This is a genomic window from Gillisia sp. CAL575, assembly GCF_000403785.1.
GTDB lineage: Bacteria > Bacteroidota > Bacteroidia > Flavobacteriales > Flavobacteriaceae > Gillisia.
The window spans coordinates 268477-281423 of record NZ_APHJ01000021.1 but is presented as its reverse complement, the minus strand read 5'-3'; the positions used below and the strand labels follow the sequence as shown (position 1 = coordinate 281423).

Sequence of the window (12947 nt, the reverse complement as noted above, 5' to 3'; positions counted from 1 at the left end):
TAAAATAGATGAGGTAGTTACACCTCATCTATTTTTTGGCTCAAATGATAACCTCAACTAATAAGGGTATACCAAATTGAAATTTATTTTTATAATCTTGCGTTTCTCCAAGACCAATTGGAAACATCTACTTTAGTTCCTGCATTATAAGTCCCTGTTAAACTGGCATTTGCTCCATCCACCTTTACATTTGCTACTGGGCCATTATCTTTCATGTCTAAATTGGTTTGGTAACCTTCTATATAAATGTTGTTGATAGTTGCCCCAGATTCTTTTTTAAACTGTAGAGCTGTACCCCCAGTTGTGGAGATCGCAGTAAAATTAATCAGTTTTGGATTCTTATTTAATCCATCTGCTTCTAATGCGGTAGAGAATCCTTCTTTAGTATGAGAAATATAGGTATTAGTTACCGTTCCATTCCAACCCTCTGTCCAGTCTACTGCATCATCTTCATTGTTTTCAAAATAAAGATTAGTTGCAGAAACTGTGCCTCCAAAAAACTCAATTCCATCATCAGATCCATTTATTACGGCGATATTTTCTAAAACTGTCCCAGAACCAACAGCATATAAGGATACGCCGTTATATTGGGAATCTGCATTTATTTGTGCTCCAGTTCCAAGAATTGCAAGATTTTTTATGCTTCCAGAATTATCTGTATCATCAGATCCTCCATAAATAAACCCTCCAACTTCAGCAGTTGCATTTACACCTTCAGTAGTTGTTGCTTTTCCTACAATTGTAAGTCCGCCCCAATCCCCAGGCATTGCGTTTTTAGAAGAGATAACTACAGGGTTTTCTGGTGTTCCTTGGATATCTATTTTTCCTCCTTGCAGAATAGCTATATAAACATCTGTTCCACCGTCTCTAGCTGTTATTTTTGTACCTGCAGGAATAACCAATTTTCCTCCATCTTTAACAATTAAAGAAGAAGTAAGCTCATAAGCTACAGATGAATTTAAAGTTAGTTCTCCCTCAACAACCCCTTGAAGTACTGTAGCTTCAATAGAACCTCTGTTATTAATCCAGTTAAAAAGAGCGATATCTACTGTAGCCACCTCTGTATAAGACTTTCCTGGATCTGCTACTGCATCTTCAATAAGAATATTTGCTATTGCACCATTATCTCTCATGTCTATAGAAGTGTCATAACCTATCAAGGCTAATCCAGAAATTGTTGCTCCAGATTCTTTCTTGAATTGTAATGCAGTGCCTCCCTTAGAAGAAACAGCAGTAAAATTAACGATCTTAGGATTGTTGTTTAAACCATCTGCTTCAATAGCAGTAGAAAAGCCTTCAATGGTATGCAATACATATGTATTAGTTACTGTTCCATTCCAACCCTCTGTCCAATCTACGGCATCATCTTCGTTATTTTCTAAATAAAGATTTTTAACAGAAACAGTTCCTCCAAAAAATTCTACCCCATCATCTGCTCCATTTAATAAAGCCACATTTTCTATGGTTGTCCCAGATCCAATTGCGTATAGCGTTAATCCATTGTATTGTGAATCGGCATTTATTTGTGCTCCAGCTCCTTCAATGATTAGGTATCTAATAGATCCAGAATCGTCAGAATCATTGGTTCCACCGTAAATAAATCCACCAACTTCTGCAGTTGCATCTATCCCTTCAGTAGTTGTTGCCTCTCCTAAAAGAACAAGACCACCCCAATCTCCTGGGCTTCCAGTTGCAGAAGACATTCTAACTGGGTTATTTTGAGTTCCTTGAACATCTATTTGTGCGCCCTTTTTAACTACTATATATACTTCTTGTCCAACGTTCGCTGTAATATTTGTTCCTGCAGGAATAGTTAATTTTACTCCAGATTCTACGCTTAGTGAACCCGTTAGTTTATAGGAAATATTAGGATCTAACGTAAGGTTTGCCGTGATGCTCCCATTAAGATTATTGTCTATTGGCGTTACAGGAATTCCTCCTTGATTTCCTTCATCGAAGAAATTGTCGTCATTACTACAGCTTCCTAAGAAAAGAGCTGAAAGCATAGTTGTAATAAGTGCAATACTTTTAATTGATTTTTTCATTTTCAAAAGTTTAATTTGATTAATTGTTTGGTTTATTTTAAAATTTATATCCAACTCCTAGGCTAATTGTTGAGCCTCGAGTGTAAGATCTTACCGTCTCTGTAGTTTCAATTCCGGTAGTACTTGGTTTAATGTTTTGAGTTCTTTTGATTTCTGGATTTAATATGTTTTTAGCTGTAACATTTAAATTGAAATGCTCTCCAATCTCCTTACTTATAAGCGCGTCTAAGGTTACAAAGCCCTTTTCTATAATAGCATCATTATAAAACAGATCACTTTGCGTTTGAATCTCTGGTGCTCCTAAAGCATATATTTTATCTGAAGCATAATTAGCAATTACGCTTGCAAGAAATTTATTTGGAGTATTTGTAGAGAAATTCAATGAACCGTTAAAGATCCAATCTGATGCTCCTTGAAGATCTGTTTTGGTAAGGCCATTGTATCTAAAAGTTCTAATAAAATTCCCTTGTGCATCTTTGAGTTCTTTTAAATCTTGAGAGTGCCACATTCTTGAAGCATTCAAGTTTAGATCTAGATTATATTGAGATTCCTCTATGGCTTTTAGTAAGCTTAATTTAGTTTCTACCTCTAATCCAAAAATTTCTGCTTTATCTGCTGAATTAAAGAAAGAGAAAATCCCTGCTGATCCTCTATCCTGTACTTTGCTAATTGGGTCTTCTATATTTTTATAGAATCCTGTTAATGATATTAACTGGTCTGAGCTAGGGAAGAATTCCCATTTTAAATCAAAGTTATAGTTGGTGGAGGCATCAAGATCTGGATTACCTCTCGTTACTTGTCCTGTTGGAGAAACATATTCAAATGGAGCGATCTCTTTAAATTCTGGTAAAGTGATCGTTTTACTTGCTGCAACTCTAAAGTTGTTTCGTTCGTTGGCAGCATATTTTAGATTGATACTTGGATAAAAATTATTATAAGATTTATTAGATTCTCCACGTCTTCCAGGGATGTTACCAACATCATATTTTACATTTAAATCATCTTTTTGATATCTTACTCCTATATTTATATTAATATTATTAACTCCATAATTGGTAGTTAGAAATCCTGATGTAGATTCTAAAGTAGCTAAGTATCTATCTGGGTCTAGTCTGTTTAATAATAAGGAGCCATTCTGAAGGTTTTCTGAGGTGAATACTTTAGAAAGGTTATCAATAGAAGTTGGATTTAACATATTTAATGTTGCTTCCTCTAGTCCTAAGAATTGAGATCCAAAATCCCTTTCTTTATTACGGTAATTTCCTCCAAAACTTAGGCTTAGATTTCTAGTATCTTCATTAATAAGACTTAAGCTATTTTTTATTAGTGCGTTAAACTCTTCGTCATTAATGATCTGTGCAGATTTTCTTTGTTGAAAACCTCCGGTTCTTCCTAACTGAACGATATTATTATCGAAGTTTACCTCGTTTCTAATTCTATTAGGTTCGTCTGCATCAACTTTGTTGTATCCAATTGCCCAGTTTAAATTGTTGTTAGGATTCCATTGGTGTTCTCCTGAGAATTGATTCACCCAAAGTCTAGTTTGTTTGGTGTTCTGATCTCTTATAAATTGTGAAAGATTTTCTACGGGTTCGGTTTCCTCAAAAATACTTGCCTCGCCATTTCTTCCACCTTCAAAAACCTCATCTGTAAGCTTATTAATGAATAAACTGGTAACTTTCACTTCGTTGTTATCATTTATTTTATATGAAACGTTTAGCAATCCAGTGGTATTCACGGTTTTTGCAAAAGTTTCCGCATCTGTAATAGAATCGTTTATAAAGTTGGCTCGGTATTCTCTAAACACGCCTTGCCTATGTTCAAAAGAAATATCTTGTGATCCGGTGAAAAGCACTTTTAGATCTCCAAATTTTTTGCCAGCGGTAATAGAGTATTTATAATTTATCGGAAGGTCTACAGTTTGAGTATTCCAAGATTGCTGAGTTAGCGCATCTCTACTTCCAAGATCACGAGAGTAAAAACCAAAATTAACATTGTCGTAATTTGGAGAGATCTTGAAATTATTGGCATTTCCATTTCCAATAGCATTGGTATTTATACCAACTTTCAATGCTGCGCTTAACTCCTGAGTCCCTAATAGCTCTCTAGTACTAATATCTACCGTACCAGAAGCTTGATCTGCTGAATTTTGTGCAGCGTATGTTTTACTTATACTTAGGCTTTGTAATATATTGGTAGAAAACATTTCCAACGCAATATTCTTACGTTCCACATCATCTGATGGAATTGGTAATCCATTCATGGTAGTGTTCAAATATCTATCGCCCAGTCCACGAACAAAAATATCTCCTGAGGCTTCACTACTAGTTACTCCAGAAATTTTTGTTGTTGCGGTAGCAGCATCAGAAACGCCCATCTTGGCTAATTCCTGGGCGCCGATGCTTTCTTTGATCTCTATTGCTTTTTTTTGCTCTAGTAATAAGGCTACTTGTGAGTCTCTTCTGGATACGGTTTTAATAATAACTTCATCTAAGGATGCCGCACTAGAGCCTAGAGCAGTATTTATTTCGGTTACTTTACCAGCAACTACAGTAACATTTGGCACTTCTAAAATTTCGTATCCCACAAAACTGAAAACAACCGTATAGTTCCCAGGATTTAAATTTTCAATAGAATACAGGCCATCTATATTTGTAGTAGTTCCAAGATTGGATCCTTTAATAATAACGTTAGCAAATGGGAGCGTTTCCCCGCTAATTTCTTTATCCATTAATTTTCCTGCGATTGCGCCTTTTGTGGCGTCTTGTGCATGGGAAAAGAGACAGATAAAAAAAGTAAATAATAATAAAAAATTTTTCATTTTGTTAGTTTATATCGACACCACAAATTAACAGAGAGCTTAGAAGAACAAGCTTACCTAAACTTTACCATTGGGTTAATGAGGCCAGTTGGAATGTTATCTTATTGTTTCGTGGAAACCATATAATAAACCTCGAATTTTAAGACTTTATGGCTATAAGTGTTGGTGCTGTTGAAGTAAGGATGATTTATAGGTTTATTCGCATTGTTACCTAAGTGTTACCAATAGGGATTGAGACGAAACTATGGAAGATTAATTTTATCTTTACCTATATAATTTGAATGAATAAGTTCAATTCTCATGAAGAAAAAAAACATAACAATTTTATTGGTAGATGACGAGCCAGATATATTGGAGATCGTTGGTTACAATCTTTCTGCGGAAGGGTACAATGTTATTACTGCCGATAATGGTATAGAAGCAGTGAAAATAGCCAAGAAAAAAAAGCCGCAACTCATTATTTTAGATGTAATGATGCCAGAAATGGATGGGATTGAAGCTTGTGAGCAAATTCGAAAAATACCAGAATTATCCGAAACTATGATCACATTTTTAACCGCTAGAGGAGAAGACTATTCTCAAATGGCAGGTTTTGATGCAGGTGCAGACGATTATATTACAAAACCTATAAAACCAAAAGTATTAGTGAGTAAGGTGAATGCCTTGCTTAGAAGGTTCAAAGAAAATGAGCCTTCGTCCAACATTGTGAAAATTGGAAATTTGGTTATTAATAGAGATGAGTATAAGATCGTTAATAACGAAGTAGAAATTATTTTGCCGAGGAAGGAATTTGAGCTACTTTCATTATTAGCCTCTAAACCAGGGAAAGTTTTTAAAAGAGAAGAGATCTTAGATAATGTTTGGGGTAATGAGGTTGTTGTAGGTGGTAGAACAATAGATGTTCATATTAGGAAACTTCGTGAAAAAATAGGTGATGATAGTTTTAAGACTGTTAAAGGTGTAGGTTATAAGTTTGTAGTTTAATGGCTAAAAGTTTTAAGCGCTCATATAAATTTTCTTTTAAGACCTCTTTGTATATATCTGTAGTTCTCACCTTCGTTGTGAGCATTTTTAGCTTGCTTACTACAGGATTTCTTGTTTGGCCAACATTTGGTTTTGCTTTGGTATGCTTTTCAATTTCTTTTATTATAATACAGTATAGAGTAGAGCATTTTATTTATAAACGAATAAAAAATATTTACGATAATGTAGCGCTCTTGGATGCTAGCACTTTGAATCCTAGCCAAATCACTACAGATATGGCAACACTAACCAAGGAGGTAGAGCGATTTGCAGCAGGTAAAAAGCTAGAAATTGAAACTTTACAGGTTAGAGAGACCTATAGAAAAGAGTTTATGGGAAATGTTTCTCATGAGCTTAAAACTCCGCTTTTCACGGTTCAAGGTTATATACTCACTTTGTTGGACGGTGCTATGAAAGACAAAGCGGTGCGTAAAAAATACTTGCAAAGGGCTAGTAAAGGAGTAGAGCGGCTGGTTTATATTGTGAATGATCTGGATATGATAACGAAGCTGGAAACTGGAGATCTTCATTTAAATAAAGAGAATTTTAATATTGTAGAATTAATTCAGAATGTTTTTGATCTTTTAGAGATGAAAGCGGCCAAAAAGAATATTTCCCTTGTTTTCGATCTTTCGTATAAAGAACCAATTATGGTAAATGCAGATATGGATAGACTGCAACAAGTGATCTCCAATTTGATTGTAAATTCTATTAAATATGGCAAAAGGGGAGGAACTACAGAAGTTAGTATTGAAAACTTAATTAAGAATAAGGTGATTATTAGAGTTTCAGATAATGGTGAAGGAATAGAGAAAGCTAATATCCCAAGGTTATTCGAACGTTTTTTTAGAGTAGATAAAAGTGGATCACGAAAAGAAGGCGGTTCAGGACTGGGGCTATCTATTGTTAAGCATATTCTGGAAGCACATAATGAGAAGATCTATGTAGAAAGTGTTTTTGGTGTAGGTAGCGAATTTTCATTTACCTTGGAAAAGACTAAAAACAGAATAAAAACTGGTAGTAATAAAATTAAATCTTAAGCCTTTAGTTAGTTCTAGATTTTCTAATTTTTTAAGAGAGAATTTATTTTGAGCACAACTTCCAACTAAAGAAGCTGCAGATAGTCTATTTGCCAAGTATTCTTGTTCTGGTTGTCCTGGAGTGGGAATTAAAAAGGCTTTTTTCTCCATTTTAGCAAGATCCATGATACTTGTATATCCAGATCTGCAAATTATAGCTTCGCTACAATTTAATGCTTTTTCCAATTCTTTCCCGAGCAGATAATTGTAGATCCTTAAATTACCAATTGTTTCAGATGTTGATTCCTTTTCCAAAACCCCTCGAATAAATAAAATAGGAGAAGTATGATTTTCGAATTCCTTTAGAAGTAACTTTTCTAAGATTTCTCGCTGAGGTTCGGGCCCTGATAGTACGATGGCATATTTATATTTAATAGGAAAAAGTAGTTTCGAAAATCTGCTTAATGGCCCAATATATTTTACTGGAAAAAGTGTTTTATCTAAATGCCCCATTTTCCCACTCAGATTAGGAGCTTCTTCAAAATCTGGCACCCAGCATTCTGTGAATTTAGAGATTAACATTTGCTGAATTTTACTACTTATTATGGTTGAAGATCCAGAGAGTACTTTCAACTGATGAGTAATAAAAACAGATGGAATTTTTTTGTGTCTTACACCCCATCTATTGTCAGATATTATTCCGGAGATATTTTGAGATTGAACAAGTTTTCGAGTTATTTCTTTTTCCTTTCTAATTACCGATATAATTTTTGGAGTTTGGAGGAGAAGCTTCCATTTAAAGAAAGCCTTCTTTTTTGAATAACTGATATTATATTCTGGTAAAATATGATATTCTAAATCTGGAAATTCCTTCTGAAGTAATTGAAGAGCAGCTCCATCTGAAGCAATTATCGGTTCAAAATTTTGCCGAATTAGTTCGTTGATTATCGGGATGCAACGAGTAGCATGTCCTAAACCCCAATTTAAGGGAGCAACTAAAATCCTTTTTTTCGGCATCAGCAAATATAACTAACCTAACAAATAATGAATTGTAAATTCATTGTATATCAGTTCTGGTTTCAATAAATAATTATCCTTATTATAATACTTGCGTAATACTTTTTTATAATGAGAATTCACTTTTGAAATGTTATCCTACTTCATTGAGATTCTTCAATCTGTTCCGCTACTTTCAGAATTACAACTTAAAGCAACCGTCAGGCTGAGCTTGTAGAAGCCTCCTTGGTATTAAATCATTCTATGCTAAGATTAATCCCAGCGTATTGTCATCATATGGAGGGATCTTAAAATTCAGAAAATGCCTTGAATACAAATAATGACTTTCTGAGCTATTTTAGTTAATTTTGCCAAAATATTTAACAACACGTGGGCAGCAAGAACAAACTCAAGAGATTTAGGGAAAATGAAAGTTTTAATAATGTTGTTCAGCCCTCTCGGGAAGAAATTGTAGATGTTCAATATGCCTTGAAAGGGAAATGGAACGAACAATTCTTTAAAAACAGCAATCCCATTGTTTTGGAATTAGGATGTGGAAAAGGGGAATATAGTGTTGCCATGGCTAAAGCAAATCCAAATAAGAATTTTATTGGGATAGATATCAAGGGAGCACGTTTTTGGCGAGGCGCAAAAACTGCATTAGAAGATGAAATGCATAATGTGGGTTTCATGAGAACCCAAATTGAATTGATAGATCTTATTTTTGCTGAAAATGAGGTAGATGAAATCTGGATTACCTTTCCAGATCCTCAAATAAAATACAAGCGTACCAAGCATCGATTAACAAATTCAGAATTCCTTAAAAAATATAAGGATATCTTAAAGCCAGAAGGTTTAGTAAACTTAAAGACCGATAGTGAATTCATGCATGGTTACACATTAGGTTTATTACATGGTGAGGGCCATGAAATCTTGCACGCCAACCATGATGTTTATAAAAACGTGTACTCTCCGAAAGAAGTGGTTGGGATACAAACTTTCTATGAAAAACAGTACCTTGAGCAAGGAAAGCCAATTACCTATATTCAATTTAAGATAAAATAGAAATTTGGAGGAAACAAAAATTTTCCTAATCACATATTTTGCAGCTCTTTTAGGAGTAGTGCCCCCGGGATTAGTAAACATGACAGTTGCCAAAACTTGCTTAGAGTATGGTAGGAAGAATGGAATTTATGTAGCAATTGGTGCTTCTATAATTGTGTTATTTCAGGCCTTGGTTGCAATTCTTTTAACCAAGTATATTTTTGATAATCCTTTTATTCGCAACATCCTTCTTAGAACTGGGTTAGTTATTTTCATATTCCTAATGATCTATTTTTATATGAAAGCAAGAAGTGATTCTCACATGAAAACACATTCTAAAAAAGCGAATTCAAATAGTATTTTTAAAGGCATGTTAGTGTCGGTTCTAAATGTATTTCCAATTCCTTTTTTTGTGGCTATTGCTGCAGCGCTTAATATTGGTGGAGATGTAGAATATCATTGGTCAATTATTTTGGTTTTTATTCTTGCCGCATCCTTAGGAACTTTTACAACACTTTATTTCTATGTTTTTTCCTTTTGGAAAATTGAAGATAAAACAACCATTTTTACTAAGTATTCTAATTATTTTATGGCGGCTTTAATGCTTGTCCTGGTAATAATTACCTTGGTAAGGATTTTCTATTATTAACATGGCCGAAGAACCTAACTTTTTTGAACGAGTTTATGAAGTAGTAAAACATATTCCTTTGGGGAGAGTTACCTCCTATGGTGCTATAGCAAGATATTTGGGAGCTGCTAAAAGCGCAAGGATGGTCGGTTGGGCTATGAACAAAGCTCATGATTTAGAAGAAGTACCGGCTCAAAGAGTGGTGAACAGATTAGGATTACTCACTGGTAAACATCATTTTGGAGGTAGCAATGCCATGCAACAATTGCTAGAAGATGAGGGTGTGGAAATTAAAGCAAACCAAATTCAAAATTTTGAGAAAGTGTTTTGGGATCCAAATAATGAGCTTGACAGACCACTATAAAATGCCGAAAATGGCTTCTATAATTTTCGCTTATTTAACAATCAATCAATTATAGCGGAATACTTCGTTTTCTAGGGGAAAGCCTTTATATTTGCATTTTAGAATCAATCTATATAAGAGGTTGAAAATGAAATAAATTCAGATGAAATTAGAGAGAAAAGACATACTAGCTGCTCTAGAAACCATATCACTTTCTGGTGAGGGAAGTAATATGGTAGAAAGCGGTGCCGTGAAAAATGTTATGACCTTTGGAGATGAGGTAGTGGTAGATTTAGTAATGACCACTCCTGCTATGCATATTAAGAAAAGGGCAGAAGCAGATATAATTAAAGTTATTCAAGAAAAGATCTTTGATAAAGCCATTGTAAAGGTTAATATAAAAGTTGAAGCTCCAGAAAAACCTACTATTAAGGGTAAGGCAATTCCTGGAATCAAAAATATTATTGCTGTTGCCTCTGGGAAAGGTGGAGTTGGAAAATCTACAGTGACTGCTAACTTAGCGGTTTCTTTAGCCAAAATGGGATTTAAAGTAGGCTTACTAGATGCCGATATTTATGGGCCTTCTATGCCTATAATGCTGGATGTAGAATCTGAAAGACCACTATCTATCAATGTAGACGGAAAGTCTAAAATGAAACCTGTAGAGAGTTACGGAGTTAAATTGTTGTCTATTGGGTTCTTTACAAAACCAGATCAGGCAGTAGTTTGGAGAGGTCCAATGGCAGCTAAAGCATTAAATCAGATGATATTTGATGCAGCTTGGGGAGAATTAGATTTTATGTTGATAGATCTTCCTCCAGGAACGGGTGATATTCACTTATCCATTATGCAATCACTTCCTATTACAGGAGCAGTTATAGTAAGTACTCCACAAAATGTGGCTCTTGCAGATGCTAAAAAAGGAGTTGCAATGTTTCAGCAAGAAAGTATTAATGTTCCGGTATTAGGAATTATAGAAAACATGGCTTATTTCACTCCAGATGAATTGCCAGATAACAAATATTATATTTTCGGGAAAGAAGGAGCAAGAAACCTAGCAACCGATCTTGGGGTTCCGTTCTTAGGAGAAATTCCATTGGTGCAAAGTATTCGCGAAGCTGGAGATTTAGGTAGACCTGCAGCCTTACAAACTGCTACAGCTTTGGAAAGTTCTTTTGAGGAATTAACCAGAAATGTAGTTCAGGAAACTGTAAATAGAAATACAAGCTTACCTCCAACCGAAGCTATTAAGATTACTACTATGGCTGGATGTAGTGCTGTAAAAGGAAAATAAATGACAACCGAAGAAATTAGATTTAATGTTGAAAAAGCCCTGCAAGAAATTAGACCTTTCTTGCAAAGCGATGGTGGAGATATTTCTTTAATATCTATTGAAGATGATCGCCTTGTAAAAGTCCAGTTGGAAGGGGCTTGTGTTGGTTGTCACGTCAACCAGATGACTTTGAAATCTGGTGTAGAAATGACTATCAAAAAATATGCACCGCAAATAGAAAAAGTGGTAAATATTGAAAGGTAAGAGGGATTTTGCCCTCTAATCTCTTATTGCAAATTAAAAAGAATGATTACAACAGATATTATTATAATCGGTGCCGGACCCACAGGTTTGTTTACCGTTTTTGAAGCCGGATTGCTTAAACTTAAATGTCATTTAATAGATGCGTTGCCAATTCCTGGAGGACAATGTGCCGAGATCTATCCAAAGAAACCAATTTATGATATTCCTGGATTTCCGGAAGTTTTGGCAGGAGATCTTGTAACTAATCTCTTAGAGCAAATAAAGCCTTTTAGTCCAGGATTCACTCTTGGAGATAGAGCAGAAACTCTGGATAAATTGGAAGATGGAACATTTTTGGTTACAACTTCTAGAGGTGTTAAACATAATGCCCCTATTGTTGTAATTGCAGGCGGATTAGGGAGTTTTGAACCTAGAAAACCACCTATTCCTTCAATATCCAATTTTGAAGACAAGGGTGTTTCCTATATAATTAGAGATCCTGAAGTTTATAGAGACAAATCTGTAGTAATAGCTGGGGGAGGAGATTCAGCTTTAGACTGGTCAATTTTTCTTTCTAATATCGCTAAAGAAGTTTCTTTAGTTCATAGAAGAAGAGATTTTAGAGGTGCTTTAGATTCCGTAGAAAAGGTTGAAGAATTATCTAAAATAGGGAAGATCAATTTAATTACAGATGCTGAAGTTGTAGATCTTCAGGGAAAGAATGATTTGGAAGCTGTTGTTATTAGACATAAAGGAAATGCTGCTGAAGAAGAAGTAAAACCGACGGATCATTTTATTCCTTTATTCGGTCTTTCTCCAAAATTAGGTCCAATTGGAGATTGGGGATTAGAAATTGAAAAAAATGCAATCAAGGTTGATAATACTTATGATTATCAAACAAATATTCCTGGCGTATACGCCATTGGAGATGTAAATACTTATCCTGGTAAATTAAAACTGATACTATGTGGCTTCCATGAAGCTGCTATTATGTGTCAAAGTGCTTATCAAAGAATAAATCCAGACAAGAAGTATGTAATGAAATATACTACTGTAAGTGGGATAAGCGGATTTGATGGCTCAAAAAAGGAAGCAAAACGAGAAGTTGTTAAAAGTATAAATTAAGAATTTCATATTTCTTAGATATGTCAGACATTAAAATTACCATAATAGATAGAGAAGGTGAAGCTCATAATGTAGAGGCACCCACAGATATGAATATGAATCTAATGGAAGTCGTGCGTATGCATGAACTAGCTCCAGAAGGAACTATTGGTATTTGTGGTGGTATGGCCATGTGTGCATCCTGCCAGTGTTATGTTTTAAGTCATGATCATTTACTTCCAGAGAAAAGCTATGAAGAAGAAGATATGTTAGATCAGGCATTTTTTGTTGAAGATAATAGTAGGTTAGGTTGCCAGATCTATATGACACCAGAGCTTGACGGACTGGAAGTTAAATTGGCACCACAATCCACCTAAATTTCTTATTTTTTTTACTTTAAGAACTAAT

12 protein-coding genes are annotated in these 12947 nt (G+C 34.7%); 9 read left to right on the top strand and 3 right to left on the bottom strand.

From position 1 onward, the window contains the following. Nucleotides 1-89 precede the first annotated feature (89 nt). Both I130_RS04040 and I130_RS04035 read right to left on the bottom strand, forming a co-directional pair. Nucleotides 90-2045, bottom strand: coding sequence for a hypothetical protein (locus tag I130_RS04040; protein ID WP_034920474.1), 1956 nt, complete (start codon nt 2043-2045; stop codon nt 90-92). A gap of 37 nt (nt 2046-2082) precedes the next feature. Next, nucleotides 2083-4866, bottom strand: a complete 2784-nt coding sequence (locus I130_RS04035; protein ID WP_034919740.1) for a TonB-dependent receptor — start codon at nt 4864-4866, stop codon at nt 2083-2085. A gap of 300 nt (nt 4867-5166) precedes the next feature. Between I130_RS04035 and I130_RS04030 the strand changes: the two genes are divergently transcribed. Together I130_RS04030 and I130_RS04025 are read left to right on the top strand one after the other, a co-directional pair. Continuing rightward, on the top strand, nt 5167-5850 hold the full coding sequence (locus I130_RS04030; protein ID WP_034919738.1) for a response regulator transcription factor: 684 nt from the start codon (nt 5167-5169) through the stop codon (nt 5848-5850). Beyond that, nucleotides 5850-6929, top strand: a complete 1080-nt coding sequence (locus tag I130_RS04025) for an ATP-binding protein (RefSeq protein WP_034919737.1) — start codon at nt 5850-5852, stop codon at nt 6927-6929. The genes I130_RS04030 and I130_RS04025 overlap by 1 nt, the downstream gene beginning before the upstream one ends. Here the strand turns inward: I130_RS04025 and I130_RS04020 are convergent. After that, nucleotides 6867-7925 carry a glycosyltransferase gene (locus tag I130_RS04020; protein WP_034919735.1) on the bottom strand — a complete coding sequence of 353 codons (1059 nt, stop codon included), beginning with the start codon at nt 7923-7925 and terminating at the stop codon, nt 6867-6869. The two genes, I130_RS04025 and I130_RS04020, sit on opposite strands and share 63 nt — an antisense overlap. A 369-nt stretch (nt 7926-8294) precedes the next feature. Between I130_RS04020 and trmB the strand changes: the two genes are divergently transcribed. From trmB to I130_RS03985, 7 genes are all read left to right on the top strand, one after another. Then, nucleotides 8295-8969: a tRNA (guanosine(46)-N7)-methyltransferase TrmB gene (gene trmB / locus I130_RS04015; RefSeq protein WP_034919734.1), complete on the top strand. Its 675-nt coding sequence runs from the start codon at nt 8295-8297 to the stop codon at nt 8967-8969. A gap of 4 nt (nt 8970-8973) precedes the next feature. Beyond that, nucleotides 8974-9597: a LysE family translocator gene (locus I130_RS04010; protein ID WP_034919730.1), complete on the top strand. Its 624-nt coding sequence runs from the start codon at nt 8974-8976 to the stop codon at nt 9595-9597. A 1-nt stretch (nt 9598) separates the two neighbouring features. Beyond that, on the top strand, nt 9599-9940 hold the full coding sequence (locus I130_RS04005) for an MGMT family protein (protein WP_034919728.1): 342 nt from the start codon (nt 9599-9601) through the stop codon (nt 9938-9940). Nucleotides 9941-10082: 142 nt separating this feature from the next. Then, on the top strand, nt 10083-11213 hold the full coding sequence (locus I130_RS04000) for an Mrp/NBP35 family ATP-binding protein (RefSeq protein WP_034919725.1): 1131 nt from the start codon (nt 10083-10085) through the stop codon (nt 11211-11213). After that, nucleotides 11214-11456: a NifU family protein gene (locus tag I130_RS03995; RefSeq protein ID WP_034919724.1), complete on the top strand. Its 243-nt coding sequence runs from the start codon at nt 11214-11216 to the stop codon at nt 11454-11456. A gap of 42 nt (nt 11457-11498) precedes the next feature. Then, nucleotides 11499-12560 (top strand): NAD(P)/FAD-dependent oxidoreductase, encoded by a 1062-nt coding sequence (locus tag I130_RS03990; protein ID WP_034919723.1) that lies wholly within the window; start codon nt 11499-11501, stop codon nt 12558-12560. Nucleotides 12561-12580: 20 nt separating this feature from the next. Next, the gene (locus tag I130_RS03985; protein ID WP_034919722.1) at nt 12581-12916 is read left to right on the top strand and encodes a 2Fe-2S iron-sulfur cluster-binding protein; all 336 of its coding nucleotides are present in this window, start codon (nt 12581-12583) and stop codon (nt 12914-12916) included. The last annotated feature ends 31 nt before the right edge of the window (nt 12917-12947 follow it).

Coding starts and splice junctions, on each gene's coding strand:
- I130_RS04040 (WP_034920474.1), bottom strand. CDS start 2,045: ATGAAAAAATCAATTAAAAGTATTGCACTTATTACAACTATGCTTTCA.
- I130_RS04030 (WP_034919738.1), top strand. CDS start 5,167: ATGAAGAAAAAAAACATAACAATTTTATTGGTAGATGACGAGCCAGAT.
- I130_RS03985 (WP_034919722.1), top strand. CDS start 12,581: ATGTCAGACATTAAAATTACCATAATAGATAGAGAAGGTGAAGCTCAT.
- I130_RS04000 (WP_034919725.1), top strand. CDS start 10,083: ATGAAATTAGAGAGAAAAGACATACTAGCTGCTCTAGAAACCATATCA.
- I130_RS03990 (WP_034919723.1), top strand. CDS start 11,499: ATGATTACAACAGATATTATTATAATCGGTGCCGGACCCACAGGTTTG.
- I130_RS04025 (WP_034919737.1), top strand. CDS start 5,850: ATGGCTAAAAGTTTTAAGCGCTCATATAAATTTTCTTTTAAGACCTCT.
- I130_RS03995 (WP_034919724.1), top strand. CDS start 11,214: ATGACAACCGAAGAAATTAGATTTAATGTTGAAAAAGCCCTGCAAGAA.
- I130_RS04035 (WP_034919740.1), bottom strand. CDS start 4,866: ATGAAAAATTTTTTATTATTATTTACTTTTTTTATCTGTCTCTTTTCC.
- I130_RS04020 (WP_034919735.1), bottom strand. CDS start 7,925: ATGCCGAAAAAAAGGATTTTAGTTGCTCCCTTAAATTGGGGTTTAGGA.
- I130_RS04005 (WP_034919728.1), top strand. CDS start 9,599: ATGGCCGAAGAACCTAACTTTTTTGAACGAGTTTATGAAGTAGTAAAA.